A 15,563-nucleotide genomic window follows, 5' to 3' on the forward strand; every position below is an offset into this window, starting at 1 on the left:
GCGTGGCGGCGGTGCGTGGGCACCGGCCGCCTCAACCTCGCCCTGCGCCAGGACTACCAGGACTCGCTCGCCGTGGTGCAGCGGGAGATCGGGTTCCGCTACGTGCGGGGCCACGGCCTGCTGTCCGACGACGTGGGGATCCACCGCCCCTACGACGTGGCGGGCCACCGCGGCACCAGGTACGCGTTCACGTACGCCGACCAGGTGCTCGACGCGTGGCTCGCGCAGGGCATCCGCCCGTTCCTCGAGCTGGGGTTCATGCCGTCGGCGCTCGCGTCGGGGGACCAGACGGTGTTCTGGTGGAAGGGCAACGTCACGCCACCGCGCGACCACCGCGAGTGGGCGGCCCTCGTGCAGGCGGTGGTGCGGCACGCGATCGACCGCTACGGCCTCGACGAGGTGCGGCGCTGGCCGATCGAGGTGTGGAACGAGCCCAACCTCGACATCTTCTGGTCCGGCGCGTCCCAGGAGGCCTACTTCCGGCTCTACGAGGTCACCGCGGCCGCGGTGAAAGAGGTCGACGCCGGCCTGCAGGTGGGCGGGCCGGCGATCTCGCCCGGCGCGGACGAGTGGTGGGCGCCGTTCGCGGAGTTCGTCGAGCGTCGCGACGTGCCGGTGGACTTCCTGTCCTTCCACGCCTACACGACCGGCCCCGCCCAGCACGTGCCGTTCGGCACCTACCAGACGCTACGGCACCCGCGGAACCTGCTGGACCAGTTCGCCGCCCCGGCGAAGCTGCTGGCCGGCACCCGCCTGGAGGGGCTTCCCGCCCACGTCACCGAGTTCAGCACCAGCTACCGCCCGGACAACCCGGTGCACGACACCGCCTACCAGGCGGCGTCCCTGGCGCCGGTGCTCTCCGAGGGAGGCGACCTCGTCGACTCCTTCTCGTACTGGACGTTCTGCGACGTCTTCGAGGAGGAGAACGTCCCGACGTCGGTCTTCCACGGTGGCTTCGGGATGCTCGGGCACCGGCAGCTGCGCAAGCCGGTCTTCCACCTCTACGCCTTCATGGCGCGGATGGGGTCCGAGGTGCTGCACCGGGGCCTGGACCACCTGGTGACGCGCGACGGCGGCGGCCGGGTGACGGTGCTGGCGTGGCAGCCCGTGGGCGGCACCGACGACGCCCCGGAGCCGGACCGGCACGAGCTGCGGCTGAGTCTCCCGGTCGGTGACGCGGCGACGCGCAGGGCGTCGGTGCACCGCTCGCGGGTGAACGACGGCGAGGGCAACGCGGTCAGCGCGTGGCGCCACCTGGGCCGCCCGGCGTCGCCGACGTCGCGGCAGCTCGACCTGCTGCACGAGGCGTCCGTGCCGGGGCGCTCGCACACGTCGCTCGAGGTGTCGGGCGGCCGCGTGGACCTGGCGCTCACGCTCGCCCGGCACGAGGTGACGCTGGTGGAGATCGACCCGGTGCGCGACGAGACGCCGCCCTGGCTCGACGACGCGCGCATCCTGGGCCGCGGCGCCGGCGCCCGGGCCGGAGGGGAGTCCTGATGGCGGGGGCCGCCGGCGTGCCCCGCGACCTCGGGGACGGCGTGCTGGGCCGGATCACGGCGCGCGTCTACTGGTCGCTCGTCGTGGGGGTGCTCGTCGCCCTGGGCTGCGTGCCGACGCTGGTGCTGCTCGCTCTCCTGGACCGGTCCACGGGCAACGCGCTGCTGGTGCCGGTGTGCCTGGCCCCGGCGGCGCCGTTCCTGGCCGCGGGGATCTTCGCGCTGCACGCGCGAGCGAGCGCCGACGAGCCTGCCCCGGCACGGGCCTTCGCCCGCGGGCTGCGGCTCGGCTGGCTCGACGCGCTGCGGCTGTGGGTCCCGGCGACGGCCGTGCTGGGCGTCGTCCTCACGTCGGTCGTGCACCGCGAGGCCGCCGGGATCTCCGTGGCGTACGCCGTCGTGCTCGCAGCGGTGGGCGTCGCCGTGCTGCTCTGGGCGGTGCAGGCGCTGCTGCTCGCGTCGCTCTTCTCGTTCCGGGCCCGCGACGTGGCCCGGCTGTCCGTGTACTACCTCGGCCGGCGGCCGCGTGTCGCCGTCGGCCTGCTCGCGCTCGTGGTGGTGGCGGGCGGCGTGGTGTGGGTGGCGGGCGAGGTCGTGCTCGCCGTCGTCGCCGCCGCCTGGCTCGCCTTCCTGCTGCGCACCGCGCGGCCCGTGCTCGACGACGTCCGCGCGCGCTTCGTCGCCTGACCCCGCCCACGACCCGGAGGATCACCCGCATGCCCGCCCACCTGCCCGCCGGCCGCAAGGTCCGCTACGGCGGCGACTACAACCCCGAGCAGTGGCCGCGGGAGGTGTGGGAGGCCGACCACGCGGCGTTCGACCTGGCGTCGATCGACACGGTGACGCTCAACGTCTTCTCCTGGGCGACGCTGCAGCCCGACGAGGACACGTACGACTTCGCGCTCCTCGACGCGATCGTCGAGCGCACCGTGGCCGCGGGCCGCGACGTCGTGCTCGCGACGTCGACCGGCGCCCTGCCGCCGTGGCTCGCGCACCGCCACCCCGAGGTGGAGCGCACCGACTTCCAGGGCCGGCGGCACGTGTACGGGCAGCGGCACAACGCGTGCCCCAGCTCGCCGGTGTACCGGCGGGTGTCGGCCGAGCTCGCGGGCCGCCTCGCCGAGCGGTACGCGGGCACGCCCGGCCTGGTCGCGTGGCACGTCGGCAACGAGTACGGCGGGTTCGACGGCGGCTGCTGGTGCGACCTGTGCGCGGCGGGCTTCCGGGTCTGGCTGCGCGAGCGGTACGGCACCCTCGACCGGCTGAACGACGCCTGGAACGCCGCGTTCTGGTCGCACACGTTCACCGACTGGGAGCAGGTCGTGCCGCCGAACATGCTCAGCGAGCACTGGCGCGGCCCGGACCACACGGCCTTCCAGGGCATCACGCTCGACTACCGGCGGTTCATGTCCGACGCGATGCTCGCGAACTTCCGCGACGAGAAGGCGCGCATCCGCGAGCACGACGCGACGACGCCGGTCACGACCAACTTCATGGGCATGTTCCGCCCGATCGACTACCACCGCTGGGCCGACGACCTGGACTTCGCGTCGTGGGACAACTACCCGCCCGGTCAGCGCGAGCACGCACGCATGGCGCTGGCCCACGACGTCATGCGCGGCCTGAAGGACGGCGCGCCGTTCTGGGTCATGGAGCAGACGCCGACCATCACCGCCTCGCGCGACGTCAACCCGGTCAAGCGGCCGGGCGTGCTGCGGCTGTGGTCGTGGCAGGCGGTGGCGCACGGCGCGGACGCCGTCCTGTACTTCCAGATGCGGCAGTCGAAGGGGGCGTGCGAGAAGTACCACGGCGCCGTCCTCGACCACGCCGGCCGCACGGACACCCGGGCGTTCCGCGAGGTCGCGGCCCTCGGCGCCGAGCTCGACGCGCTCGGCGACGCCGTCCTCGGCGCGCGCACGCCCGCGCGCGTGGCCCTCCTCTTCGACTGGGACTCCTGGTGGGCCGCGGAGATGACGGACGGCTTCAACCGGCACGCCCGCTACGTGGACACCGTGCTCGGCTACTACCGCGCGCTGTGGCAGGCGGGGGCCCAGGTGGACGTCGTGCCCGTCACGGCCGACCTGGCGCGGTACGACGTCGTCCTCGCGCCGATGCTGCACGTGCTCAAGGGCGACGTCGCCGACCGGCTGGAGGCCGTCGTCGCGCGCGGCGGCTCGGTGCTCGCGTCGTACTGGTCCGGTCGCGCCGACGAGGACGCGAACGCGTTCCTCATGGACGCCCCCGGCCCGCTCGGCAGGCTGTTCGGCCTGCGCGTGGAGGAGACGGACTCCGCCGAGCCCGGAGTCACCAACCCCGTCACCCTCGGCGACGGGGCGGGGGACGACCTGGTCTCCGACGCCGCGCTCGTGTTCGAGGTGCTCGTGCCGCAGGGGGCGGAGGCGGTCGGCACCTACGGCGCCGAGTTCTACGCCGGCACGCCCGCGGTCACGCGCCACCGCCCCGGCGGTCACGACCGCGCGGAGGGCGCCGGCGAGGCCTGGTACGTCGCGACGGCGCTCGACGACGCGGGCACGGACTGGGTGGTGCGCCGCGTCCTCGACCGGCACGGCCTCGTCGGGCCGTACGCCGACGCCCAGGACGTCGAGCTGGCGGTCCGGGAGGGAGCCGACGGCGCGCGGACGGCGTTCGTGCTCAACCACGCCGGCGTCGCCGTCGACGTCGCCGCCCACGCCGCCGGTACCGACCTGCTCACGGGTCGCGTCGTCGCGGCGGGGGAGACCCTGCACCTCGAGCCCACCGACGTCGTCGTCCTCCGCGAGGACCCGCCGAGGTAGTCCCCGCCACTACCTCGCGACGGCGCAGGGACCGCCGGGTCACACCACCCGGCGGTAGGCCACGACGGCGGCGGTGCCGAAGACGGCGAGGAACGTCGCGCTCCACAGGAGCGTCGCGGCGACCGGCCCGGCGACCGGGCCGCCGAGCAGCAGGCCCTGGCTGGCCTCGATCGCCCGGCTCACCGGGTTCACCTCGGCCCAGGCCTGCAGCCAGCCCGGCATCGTCTCGACCGGCGCGGCCATGCCCGTGCCGAACACCAGCGGGAACGGGAGCAGGAAGCCCACGGTCGACACCATGATCTCGTCGCGCAGCAGCACGGCGACCAGCACGGTCAGCCAGCACAGCGAGAAGCCGAGGACGATCGCGAGGCCGCACGCGGCGAGCGCGGGCAGCAGTCCCGTCTCGACGCGGAAGCCGAGCGCGTACCCGACCCCGAACAGCACGGCGAGGGCGATGACGTACCGGACGGCGTCGGCGAGGACCGAGCCCAGCAGCATCGCGGCACGCGGCACGGGCATGCTGCGGAACCGGTCGAACACGCCCTTCTTCATGTCCTGCACGATGCTGAGCCCGGTCGCGACCTGCCCCGTGAGCACCGTGGTGAGCACGAGGATGCCCGGGAACAGGTACTGCAGGTACTCCTGCGTGGACCCGGAGATCGCCCCGCCGAACAGGTAGACGAACAGGACGAGGAAGACGACCGGCAGGATCACGGCGTCGGCCAGCTCGCCGGGGTTGCGACGGGTCTTGACGAGGCTGCGGCGGGCCAGGGCCAGGCTGTGGCGGGCGAGCGGCCAGCGGCGCGCGGGCGCCGCGGCGCCCGGGCGGTGCGGTGCGGCCGTGGTGGGGGTGGTCGTCGCGGTGGTGGTCATGGTTCCTCCCTCGGGGTGGTGCGGTGGCCGTCGGTCAGGGCGAAGAAGACCTCGTCGAGGCCGGGCAGGCGCAGGGCCAGCTCGGTGACGGGGACGTCCGCCTCCTCGAGCCCGCGCACGACGGCGGAGAACGCGCGCTCGTCGTCCACGGACGCCGTGACCACGCCCCCGCGGGGTGGCGCGACGTCGTGCCCGGTGGCGCGCGCGACGACGCCCGCCGCGGTCGCGGCGAGGGCCGGGTCGCGCGGCCGGACGACGACCGTCTGCCCGCCGACCTGCTGCTTCAGCCCCGCCGGGGTGTCGTGCGCGATGACGCGGCCGCCGTCGATCACGGTGATCTCGTCGGCGAGGGCGTCCGCCTCCTCCAGGTACTGGGTGGTGAGCAGCACGGTGGTGCCGTCGTCGGCCAGCGACCGGATGGTCTGCCACAGCTCCTCGCGCTTGCCCGGGTCGAGGCCGGTCGTGGGCTCGTCGAGGAACAGGATGCTGGGCGACCCGACGAGGCTGGCCGCCAGGTCGAGGCGGCGGCGCATCCCGCCGGAGTACGTCGACGCGCGCCGCCCGCCGGCGTCGGCGAGCCCGAACCGGTCCAGCAGCCGGGCGGCGCGGGCGCGGGCCTCGACGGTCGGCAGGTCGAGCAGCCGGCCGAAGAGGACGAGGTTCTCCGCGCCGGTGAGGTCCTCGTCCACCGTCGCGTACTGGCCGGTGAGGCCGATGCGGCGGCGGACCCCGACCGGGTCGCGGGCGACGTCCAGCCCGTCGACCGTCGCCCGGCCGGCGTCGGCCCGCAGCAGCGTGGCCAGCACCCGGATCGCGGTGGTCTTGCCCGCCCCGTTGGGGCCCAGGACGCCGAGCACGGTGCCGCGCTCGGCGCGCAGGGCGACGCCGTCGAGAGCCGTCGTCGCGCCGAACCTCTTGACGAGGCCCTCGGCCTCGAACGCGGCGCTCACGACCCCGCCCCCGGGCGGGGCGCGACGTCGGACGCGCCATCGGGCGGGACGTCGTGGCCGACGGAGAGGCTCCGCGCGAACAGGCCGCCCGGGTCGTAGGACCGCCCGACCGCGTGCAGCCGGGCGAGCGTCGCGGGCGGGTACGCGGCGTGCAGGTCGGCCCCGGTGGCCGTGCCCTGGAAGTTCACGTAGGCGCCGCTGCCGTGCGCCTCGACTCCGCGCCAGCCCGACAGTGCGACCTCGACGTCGGCGTCGGACGCGCCCGGGGCCACGACGGCGCCGCCCACCACCAGCGCCTCCGCGTCGCGGTGGGCGAACGCCGTGGCGTCCGGCAGCACCCGCGAGAAGGCGCCGCCGAGGGCACGCAGCGCGAGCGCGAGCGGCCGTTCGCCCGAGGACGCCGCGGCGACGGCCGCGACGGCGTCGTCGTCCAGCCGCGGCACCAGCACGTTGCGGCCGACGAGGCGACCGCCCGGCGGATGGTGGCCGCCCTCGGCGAGGACGTCGGCGTAGGGGACGGTCGCGACCGTGTCGGCCAGCACCGTGCCGAGGCGCCGCAGGGGCTCGACCGACCGCTCGGCGGCCGCCGGGTCGTCGTGCGACGCGCACACCACGACGGACGCGGACGCCGGGCGGTCGCCCGTGGCGGGGGCCAGCACCAGCGTGCTGCTCAGCTCCTCGTCGGCGTCGCGCAGGACGTCGCGCCAGCCCGCGACGAGGCGGGCGGGGTCGTCGGCGGCGAGGGCGAGCGCGCCGAAGCGGACGTCTCCCACGCGGGACGCGACGAGGTCCAGGCTCGTCACGACGCCGAAGCGGCCGCCCCCGCCGCGCAACGCCCAGAACAGTCCCGCGTGGGAGTCCGCGCCGGCGACGACGGTGCGCCCGTCGGCGAGCACCACCCGGGCGGCGACCAGGGCGTCGACCGTCAGGCCGTGCCGGCGCACCATCCACCCGACACCGCCGCCGAGCGTCAGCCCGCCCACGCCGACGCTCGCGGTGTCGCCGGAGGAGATCCCCAGGCCGTGCGGCGCGAGGGCCGCCGCGACCCGGCCCCACGTGGCGCCGGCGCCCACCCGCACCAGGCGGCGGTGCGGGTCCACGACCTCGACCGCGTCCAGGTGGCGCAGGTCCACCACGAGGCCGCCGTCGTTGGTGGCGTGGCCGGTCAGGCCGTGCCCGCCCGACCGGACCGACAGCGGCAGCCCCTCGCGGGCCGCGTACGCCACCGCGGCCGCCACCTCCGCCTCGGTGCGGGGCCGCGTGACCAGGGCGGGGGAACCGGTGGCGAAGACGGTGCGTCGGGCGTCCTCGTAGCCGTCGTCGCCGGGGAGGACGACGTCGCCCAGCCCGGCGGGGGTGCGCCGGACTGCCTGGTTGCTCGGTGCCTGGATGCTCATGGCGGTGCTCCTCGGGTCGGTCGTTCCGTGGTCCCGATCCTTCGCGGCGGGCGCCCCCGGCGCGTCCGTCCGGCGGCGACACCTGCGGCTACCGGCCCGGTCGGCGACGGGGCGTCGGCGTACCGCGCGGGGAGTAGGCGCAGGGTGCTCCCCGCGCCGGATGCGGCGGCCGCGCGGCCGCCCCTACGCTGCCGGGATGGGAACGGGACGGGCACGAGAGCGGGTCCTCGCGGCGGGCTGGCTGGTCTCCCTCGGCGTCGCCGGCGTCGCGGTGCTCCAGTGGCGCGCGTACGTGCGCGAGGTGGAGCAGCGGGCCGAGGACGCCGAGCGCACCCGCGACGAGGTGGCCCGCCGTCGTGCCGTCGAGGAGCGGCTGCGCATCGCACGCGAGCTGCACGACTCGCTGACCCACTCCATCTCCGTGATCAAGATGCAGGCGGGCGTGGCCGCCCACCTCGCGCGCAAGCGCGGCGAGGAGCCGCCGCCCGCGCTGCTCGCGATCCAGGAGGCGAGCACGGACGCGGCCCGCGAGCTGCGCTCCACCCTCGACGTGCTGCGCCGCGACGGCGAGCCCAACGGGAACGGTCTCGACCGGCTCGCCACGCTCGTCGAGCGCGCCGAGGCCGCCGGCGTGCCCACGACCGTGCGGTTCGTCGGGGACCGGCGCACCCTGCCCGCCGAGACGGACCAGGCCGCCTACCGCGTGGTGCAGGAGGCGCTCACGAACGTCGCCCGGCACGGCGGGCCGGCGGCGGCCGCGGCCGTACAGGTGACGTTCGCGGCCCGCGAGGTCACCCTGCAGGTCGACGACGACGGCCGCGGCGCGGCCGGCGAACCGGAGCCCGGGCACGGGCTGACGGGGATGCGCGAGCGGGTCAGCGCCCTCGGTGGGACGCTCGCCGCCGGGCCGGGGACCGGCGGCGGGTTCTCGGTGCGCGTCACGCTCCCGCTGCCGGCGCGGCAGGGCCGGCGGACGGCCCCGGACGGCGCGCGGGCGGCGGACGAGCCGGCGGCGCGCGCGTGATCCGCGTCGGCCTCGTCGACGACCAGGCCCTCATCCGCTCCGGCATCCGCGCACTGCTCGACGCGGAGGACGACGTCGAGGTGGTCGCCGAGGGGGCCGACGGGCACGAGGGCGTGCGCCTCGCACGTGAGCTGCGGCCCGACGTCGTGCTCATGGACGTGCAGATGCCCGGGCTCGACGGCATCGCCGCCACCCGCCAGATCGCCGCGGACGACGCCCTGGCCGGCGTGCACGTCGTCGTGCTGACCAACTACGGCATCGACGAGTACGTGTTCGAGGCGCTGCGGGCCGGGGCGAGCGGGTTCGTGGTGAAGGACACCGAGCCCGCCGACCTCGTCGAGGCCGTGCGCGCCGCCGTCCGGGGCGACGCGCTGCTGTCCCCGGCCATCACCCGTCGGCTGATCAGCGAGTTCGTGGCCCGCCCGCCGGACGCGATCGCCCCCGACGGCCTCGACCTGCTCACGCCGCGCGAGCGCGAGGTCGTCGCGCTCGTCGCGCACGGGCTGTCCAACGACGAGATCGCCGCGCGGATGGTGCTCAGCCCGCTCACGGCGAAGACGCACGTCAGCCGTGCCATGACCAAGCTCGGCGCCCGCGACCGTGCCCAGCTGGTCGTGTTCGCCTACGAGTCGGGGATCGTCTCGCCGCGCTCCCGCCCGGCCGACCGCGCGTAGCAAGGCCCGCGCTGCCTAGGCTGCGTCCTGTGCCGGAACCGCCCGACCCGCCGGAGCGCCGCCGCCGCGTCGCCGTCCTCGTGCTGGAGGGCGCCAAGCCCCTCGACGTCGGCATCCCCGCGCAGGTCTTCACGACGCGCCCGAGCATGCCCTACGAGGTGCGGGCCTGCGCCGCGTCGCCCGGGCTCGTCGCCGGCGGCGACGGCCTCTCCTACCACCTGGACCACGGCCTCGAGGCGCTGGCCTGGGCCGACGTCGTGTTCCTCCCGGGCTACCGCCACCCGGACCGCGACGACCCGCCGCCCGCCGTCGTCGACGCGCTCCTGGCCGCGCACGACCGCGGCGCCCGGCTGGCCGCCATCTCGACAGGCGCGTTCGCGCTCGCCGCGACCGGCCTGCTCGACGGGCGCCGTGCCACCACGCACTGGCACTACACCCACGCGCTGGCGGCGAAGCACCCGCAGGTGCGGGTGGACGAGAACGTGCTGTTCGTCGACGAGGGCAGCGTGCTCACGTCCGCGGGCGCGGCGTCCGGCATCGACCTGTGCCTGCACGTGCTGCGCGGCGACCTGGGCGTGGCGGCGTCGAACCACGCGGCCCGCCGCCTCGTCGCGGCGCCGTACCGCAGCGGCGGGCAGGCGCAGTACGTGCCCCGGAGCGTGCCCGAGCCGCTGGGCGAGCGGTTCGCCGCCACCCGCGACTGGGTGCTGCACCACCTGACCGAGGACCTCACCCTCGAGGACCTGGCCCGGCACGCGGCCGTCTCGCCGCGCACGTTCTCGCGCCGGTTCGCCGACGACACCGGGTACACGCCGATGGCGTGGGTGCTTCGGGTGCGCGTGGACGTGGCGCGCGAGCTGCTGGAGCGCTCGGAGCGCAGCGTCGAGCAGGTCGCCGCCGACGTCGGGCTCGGGACGGGCGCGAACCTGCGCGCGCACTTCCGGCGCATCCTCGGCACGACGCCCAGCGAGTACCGGCGCACCTTCGCCCGCGGGGAGTGACGGCCGGCACCGGGAATGGCGAGATCCTTGCGGACCGTGGCGTGCGCGCCGGTGTTCGGCCCGTCCGACGACGACGAGCCTGGTGCCGACACGAAAGGAGGGTCACATGACCCGCATCGCCATCAACGGGTTCGGCCGCATCGGGCGCAACGTGGTCCGCGCGCTGCTCGAGCGCGGCAGCGACCTGGAGCTCGTCGCCGTCAACGACCTCACCGAGCCCGCTGCGCTCGCCCGGCTGCTCGCCTTCGACAGCACGGCCGGGCGTCTGGGCCGTCCGGTCACGGCCGAGGACGACGCGATCGTCGTCGACGGGCACCGCGTCGCGGTGCTGGCCGAGCGCGACCCCGCCGCGCTGCCGTGGCGTGAGCTCGGCGTCGACGTCGTGCTGGAGTCGACGGGCCGGTTCACGTCCGCCGACGCCGCCCGCGGCCACCTTGACGCCGGGGCGCGCAAGGTCCTGGTGAGCGCGCCGTCCGCCGGCGCCGACGTCACGCTCGCCCCCGGCGTCAACACCGACGCCTACGACCCGGCCGCGCACACGATCGTCTCCAACGCGTCGTGCACCACGAACGCGCTCGCGCCGCTCGCGTCCGTGCTCGACGACCTCGCCGAGATCGAGCACGGGTTCATGACCACCGTGCACGCCTACACCCAGGAGCAGAACCTCCAGGACGCCCCGCACCGCGACGCCCGCCGCGCCCGCGCGGCGGCCGTGAACATCGTGCCCACCACGACCGGCGCCGCCAAGGCGATCGGGCTGGTGCTGCCGCGCCTGGCCGGGAAGCTCTCGGGCGACTCGATCCGCGTGCCGGTGCCGGTGGGCTCGATCGTCGAGCTGAACGCCACCGTTGCCCGCGACGTCTCGCGCGAGGACGTGCTGGCCGCCTACCGCGCGGCCGCGGCCGGCCCGCTGGCCGGGGTGCTCGAGTACTCCGAGGACCCCCTGGTGTCGTCGGACATCGTCGGGAACCCGGCGTCGGCGGTCTTCGACTCGCTGCTGACCCGCGTCGACGGCAGGCACGTGAAGGTCGTGGCCTGGTACGACAACGAGGGCGGCTTCTCCCACCGGGTGGTCGACACCCTCGAGCTGCTCGCCGCTGGCTGACCCCGCACCGCCGCGGGGAGCCGACGGGCTCCCCGCGACCGTGCCGTCTACGCGCGGGCGCGGAACTCCTCCGCCGCGTGCAGCAGGTAGTAGGCCAGGCCGGTCTGCTGTTGCTCCAGCATCCGGCGGTGGAAGTCGTCGGCGACGAAGAACCTCGCCTGGCCGGCGAACGCCTCCGCGTCCGTCGGCCGGTCGGCGTCGAGCACCGCCAGGTGGCGGCGGATCTCCGCGGTGACGGACTCGTCGTCTGCGCGCAGGCCGGTGCGCAGGGCGTCGGCCATGAAGGTCATGAACGCCGTCGCCTCGGCGGCGGCCGCGTTCATCCGGTCGGCGTCGACGTCGGCCGTGCCGAGCTCGACGCCGTACGTGTCGCGCAGGTGCGCGTCCTGCTCCGCGAGGGCGTCCTGCCACCCGGCGCGGTCGAGCCCGGTGAACATGTCGTCGGTGGGCATGGGGTCTCCCTGTGTCTCGTGTGCGATGGCCCGCTCGAGCGTCGCCAGCACCTGGGCGAGCCGCGCTCCGCGCGCGCGGAGCATGGCCCGCTGGTCCCGCAGGCACTCGAGCCGGGACGTGCGACCCGACAGCGCCTCCGCGATCACGCCCAGCGGCACGTCGAGCTCCCGGAAGAACAGGATCTGTTGCAGGCGCTCCAGGTCCTGCTCCGAGTACGTCCGGTAGTCGTTCCGTTCGTCCCGGGCGGGCACGAGCAGACCGATCCGGTCGTAGTGGTAGAGCGTCTTGAGCGTGGTGCCCGACAGCCGGGCCACCTCGGCGATCGTGAAGGACGTCGTGGGTCTCACCTCCTGCGCAGCACCCTCGACCCTCCCCCGAGGGAAGGGTCAAGCGCACGTCCGCACGACGCGGCCGCTCAGAAGATCGTGCGGCCGTGGGCGTCGGGGATCCCGGACTTGCGGAAGAAGTACGTGTTCAGCTGGTCGCGCCACTCGACGGCAGACCGCAGCTGCTCGGCGAGGCGCTCGCGGACGCGGGCGTCGACGTCGGACGGGACCCTCCCGTCGAGCGACTCCCAGGCCGCGATCGCCTCGCGCACCCGATCGACGCCCGCGAAGTGCGTGTCGTAGACGTGCTGGACCACCGTGACGCCGGAGTGCAGCACGTGCGTGTACGGCACGTGGTGGAAGAACAGCAGCAGCTCGTCGGGGCAGGTCGCGACGTCCTCGTACACGTCGCGCCAGGGTGCGGGGTACTGCCCCGTGAACCCGGTGCCGGTGGCCCGGGTGCGGTCCACGCCGATGCCGTCGCGGTCGGCGAAGTGGTAGGTGCCCCACGGGGTGTACTCGTAGCCGTCGACGTCCGGGCCGTAGTGGTGGCCCGGCCGCACCATGAACCCCACGCCCAGCGGCGCGGTGTACGACTCGTAGGTGCGCCACGAGTCGTCGAGCACCGCGTGCAGCACCTCGCGGACCCGCGGCTCGACGGCGCCCTCCGGGCCCGCGAACGTCAGGCCGATCCACTCGTCGAGGATCGCCGCCGGGTCGAGGGTCGGGTCCCAGGCGAGCCTCCCGAACGCGTACAGGTTCGCCTGGGCCAGCGGGTGGCCGGTCCAGAACCGGTCGTCGCCCACGTTCGAGACGGCGGCGATGCCGCCCGGCGCGACGAGGTCGCGCACCGCGACCCCGTCGTCGTCCCCGTGCCCCCACGGCCGGAAGCCGAGGTTCTCGCTCCACCACGGCGCGAGGTAGCAGGCGTGCCGCTGCTGGCCCGTGTACTCCTGCGTCACCTGCAGCTCGAGCGCGAGCCGGCTGCCCGGCATCGCGGCGAGCACGGGGGAGACGGGCTCGCGCGTCTGGAAGTCCATCGGCCCGTGCTTGACCTGCACGACGACGTTCTCGGCGAACCGGCCGTCGAGCGGGGCGAAGTGGTCGTACGCGGCACGGGCGCGGTCGGTGGAGCGGTCGCGCCAGTCCTGCGTGTGGTCGTAGACGAACGCCCGCCAGTGCACGACGCCACCGTGCGGCGCGACGGCCTCGGCCAGCAGGTTCGCGCCGTCGGCGTGGTCGCGCCCGTACGCGAACGGGCCGGGCTGGCCCTCCGAGTCGGCCTTGACGACGAAGCCGCCGAAGTCCGGGATCGTCGCCCAGACCCGGTCGGCGGCCGCGCGCCACCAGGCGCGGACGCCGTCGTCGAGCGGGTCGGACGTCGGCAGGCCGCCGAGCGTCATCGGCGCCGCGAAGCTCACCGCGAGGTGCGTGCGCACGCCGTACGGGCGCAGGGCGCCCGCGACGCGGGCCACCTCGGGCAGGTCGTCCGTGAGCAGCCGCGCCTCGCGCGCGTGCACGTTGACGTTGTTGATGCAGACCCGGTCGATCCCGGTGGCGGCGAGCAGCCGCGCGTACGTCGTGACGCGGGACAGGTCCTCGCGGACGCGGCCGGCGTCGTAGAAGATCGACCCGCCCGAGTAGCCGCGCTCCACCTGCCCCATCACCGGGTGCACGTCCACGTTGTCCCAGTGGTCCAGCACGCGCAGGGCGAACGCGGGGGCGTGCCGCTCGTCGGCGTCGGGCCCCGCGAACGCCGCCTCGCCGAGCCGCACGACGTGGAACCAGCCGTGCAGCAGCGCCGTCGCCGTGGCCGCCGCGACCGTGACCCGGCCGCCGTCCCGCACGAGCCGGAACCCGGACCCGACATCGAGCGTGCTGACTTGATCCTCATTCCGGCCGTTTGAGGAGGAATCCAGCACGCTCGATGCCTCGAGGAGGATGTCGGGGGAGTCGTCGGGGTCGACGACGGCGCCGCCGTGCGCGGACGTCGCGCGCTCCGCCTCGCGGCGCACGGTGACGAGCACCTCGTCGTCCGGTGGGCCGGCGACGGCGACTCGGCGTCGGCCGACGGCGGCCAGCGCGCCGTCGGGCAGCCAGGCCGGGCACGGCGCGGGTTCGACAACGATTTCGGACGACGTCGTCTCGTCGGGCATGACGGGCCTCTCGGTCGGGTTTCGACAAGCTCAACCGGCGGGGGTCAGCCGGTCTGGCCGGTCGAGACGCCGAGGTCTCGACCGGCCCGACCGACGGACGGATCAGACGGTGTAGCGGAACGCGTCCCACGCGCCGAGCAGGTACTGGACCCCCAGCGCGCGGTCGTACAGGCCGTAGCCGGGGCGCGGCTTGTTCGTGGTGTTCTCGTCCCACAGGTGCCGGCCGTGGTCGGGGCGGACGTAGCCGGTGTACCCGGCCTCGGCGTACGCCTTCATGATCCCCGTGGTGTCCACGTCGCCCTCGCACGCCCGGTGGCCCACCTCGGTGAAGTCGCCGTTCGGGAAGTGCTTGATGTTCCGCACGTGCGTGAAGTGGATGCGGTCCATGAACCGGCGCACGGTGTCCGCGGCGAGCGGCGCCTGCGCCGGGTTGGCGGAGAAGCTCCCCAGGCACAGGGTGAGGCCGTGGTGCGGGCTCGGGTGCAGGTCCAGCACCCGCTGCAGGTCGTCCGGCGTCGAGACGACGCGCGGCCAGCCGAAGACGTCGAACGGCGGGTCGTCGGGGTGCACGCCCAGCTTGATCCCGGCCTCCTCCGCCGCCGGGACCACCGCGTCGAGGAAGTACCGGTAGTTCGCGTACATGTCCTCGTGCGTGACGCCTTCGTACGCGGCGTTGAGCTCGGTGAACCCCGCGAGCCGCTCGGGCTCCCAGCCCGGCAGCGTGAGCCCGTGCGACCCGGCCTCCATGTCGGCGATGAGGCCCTCGGGCGTCATCTCGTCCACGACCGCCTTCTCGAAGAACAGCGCGGTGGAGCCGTCGGGCAGCGGGTGCCACAGGTCGGTGCGCAGCCAGTCGAAGACCGGCATGAAGTTGTAGCAGACCACCTTCACGCCGGCCCGGCCGAGGCGGCGGATCGTCGTCACGTAGTTCTCGATCGCCTCGTCACGGCTCAGCCCGAGCACGGTGCGCCCCAGCTTGATCGACTCGTGCACGTTGACCGACTCGACCACCTCGGCGTCCAGGGTGCGGGTCACGCCGCGGGCGCGTGCCTCGTCGGACAGGCCGGTGATGCGCGCGACCTCGGCGTCGATCTCCGCCTGCTCCCACACATCGCCGGCCTGCTTGTGGTGCAGGCTCCACACGATCGTCTCCACGCCGGGGATCTGCCGGACGTGGTCCAGCGTGACCGTGTCGTTGCCCTCGCCGTACCAGCGGAAACCCATCTTCACTGCGTGACTCCTCGTGCTCGTCGATCGTGCCCCGCCGGTCGTTGTGGGTGCGCTCGTGGCCCTGATTCGCGACGAAACAGGGC

General features: G+C 74.9%; 13 protein-coding genes. 7 read left to right on the top strand and 6 right to left on the bottom strand.

Annotation, left to right across the window (positions count from 1 at the left end; all coding sequences use genetic code 11):
- The 3 genes from ACFUVW_RS12830 to ACFUVW_RS12840 all read left to right on the top strand — a co-directional run.
- Positions 1-1,497 (top strand): xylan 1,4-beta-xylosidase (locus ACFUVW_RS12830; RefSeq protein ID WP_430571714.1); only part of this gene is annotated, 1,497 nt, incomplete at its 5' end.
- Positions 1,497-2,183 carry a glycosyltransferase gene (locus ACFUVW_RS12835; protein ID WP_430571715.1) on the top strand — a complete coding sequence of 229 codons (687 nt, stop codon included), beginning with the start codon at positions 1,497-1,499 and terminating at the stop codon, positions 2,181-2,183. The genes ACFUVW_RS12830 and ACFUVW_RS12835, both read left to right, overlap by 1 nt.
- 29 nt (positions 2,184-2,212) lie before the next feature.
- Positions 2,213-4,291 (top strand): beta-galactosidase, encoded by a 2,079-nt coding sequence (locus ACFUVW_RS12840; protein ID WP_430571716.1) that lies wholly within the window; start codon positions 2,213-2,215, stop codon positions 4,289-4,291.
- A 39-nt stretch (positions 4,292-4,330) separates the two neighbouring features.
- Here the strand turns inward: ACFUVW_RS12840 and ACFUVW_RS12845 are convergent, their stop codons facing one another.
- From ACFUVW_RS12845 to ACFUVW_RS12855, 3 genes are read right to left on the bottom strand one after another with little or no spacing between them, the layout of a single operon-like run.
- A complete protein-coding gene (locus ACFUVW_RS12845) occupies positions 4,331-5,164 on the bottom strand; it encodes an ABC transporter permease (RefSeq protein WP_430571717.1) in 834 nt (277 codons plus the stop codon).
- The gene (locus ACFUVW_RS12850; RefSeq protein WP_430571718.1) at positions 5,161-6,114 is read right to left on the bottom strand and encodes an ATP-binding cassette domain-containing protein; all 954 of its coding nucleotides are present in this window, start codon (positions 6,112-6,114) and stop codon (positions 5,161-5,163) included. Before ACFUVW_RS12850 ends, ACFUVW_RS12845 begins: the two co-directional genes overlap by 4 nt.
- Positions 6,111-7,511, bottom strand: a complete 1,401-nt coding sequence (locus ACFUVW_RS12855) for an FAD-binding oxidoreductase (protein WP_430571719.1) — start codon at positions 7,509-7,511, stop codon at positions 6,111-6,113. Before ACFUVW_RS12855 ends, ACFUVW_RS12850 begins: the two co-directional genes overlap by 4 nt.
- Positions 7,512-7,707: 196 nt before the next feature.
- Between ACFUVW_RS12855 and ACFUVW_RS12860 the strand changes: the two genes are divergently transcribed.
- The 4 genes from ACFUVW_RS12860 to gap all read left to right on the top strand — a co-directional run bounded on the left by ACFUVW_RS12860 (position 7,708) and on the right by gap (position 11,315).
- Complete coding sequence (locus ACFUVW_RS12860) at positions 7,708-8,535, top strand: sensor histidine kinase (protein WP_430571720.1); 828 nt, start codon at positions 7,708-7,710, stop codon at positions 8,533-8,535.
- Positions 8,532-9,209 (top strand): response regulator, encoded by a 678-nt coding sequence (locus ACFUVW_RS12865; protein ID WP_430571721.1) that lies wholly within the window; start codon positions 8,532-8,534, stop codon positions 9,207-9,209. The genes ACFUVW_RS12860 and ACFUVW_RS12865 overlap by 4 nt, the downstream gene beginning before the upstream one ends.
- Positions 9,210-9,238: 29 nt before the next feature.
- Positions 9,239-10,210: a GlxA family transcriptional regulator gene (locus ACFUVW_RS12870; RefSeq protein ID WP_430571722.1), complete on the top strand. Its 972-nt coding sequence runs from the start codon at positions 9,239-9,241 to the stop codon at positions 10,208-10,210.
- A gap of 106 nt (positions 10,211-10,316) precedes the next feature.
- A complete protein-coding gene (gene gap / locus ACFUVW_RS12875) occupies positions 10,317-11,315 on the top strand; it encodes a type I glyceraldehyde-3-phosphate dehydrogenase (RefSeq protein WP_430571723.1) in 999 nt (332 codons plus the stop codon).
- 47 nt (positions 11,316-11,362) lie between these two features.
- Here gap and ACFUVW_RS12880 read toward each other — a convergent pair whose 3' ends face one another.
- From ACFUVW_RS12880 to ACFUVW_RS12890, 3 genes are all read right to left on the bottom strand, one after another.
- Positions 11,363-12,115: a MerR family transcriptional regulator gene (locus tag ACFUVW_RS12880; RefSeq protein WP_430571724.1), complete on the bottom strand. Its 753-nt coding sequence runs from the start codon at positions 12,113-12,115 to the stop codon at positions 11,363-11,365.
- 68 nt (positions 12,116-12,183) lie between these two features.
- A complete protein-coding gene (locus ACFUVW_RS12885) occupies positions 12,184-14,250 on the bottom strand; it encodes an alpha-glucuronidase (RefSeq protein WP_430571725.1) in 2,067 nt (688 codons plus the stop codon).
- A 102-nt stretch (positions 14,251-14,352) separates the two neighbouring features.
- Positions 14,353-15,474 (bottom strand): mannonate dehydratase, encoded by a 1,122-nt coding sequence (locus ACFUVW_RS12890; protein ID WP_430571726.1) that lies wholly within the window; start codon positions 15,472-15,474, stop codon positions 14,353-14,355.
- Between the last annotated feature and the right edge of the window lie 89 nt (positions 15,475-15,563).

It is taken from the genome of Isoptericola sp. NPDC057391 (assembly GCF_042668085.1).
In the GTDB taxonomy this organism is placed as follows: Bacteria; Actinomycetota; Actinomycetes; order Actinomycetales; family Cellulomonadaceae; genus Isoptericola.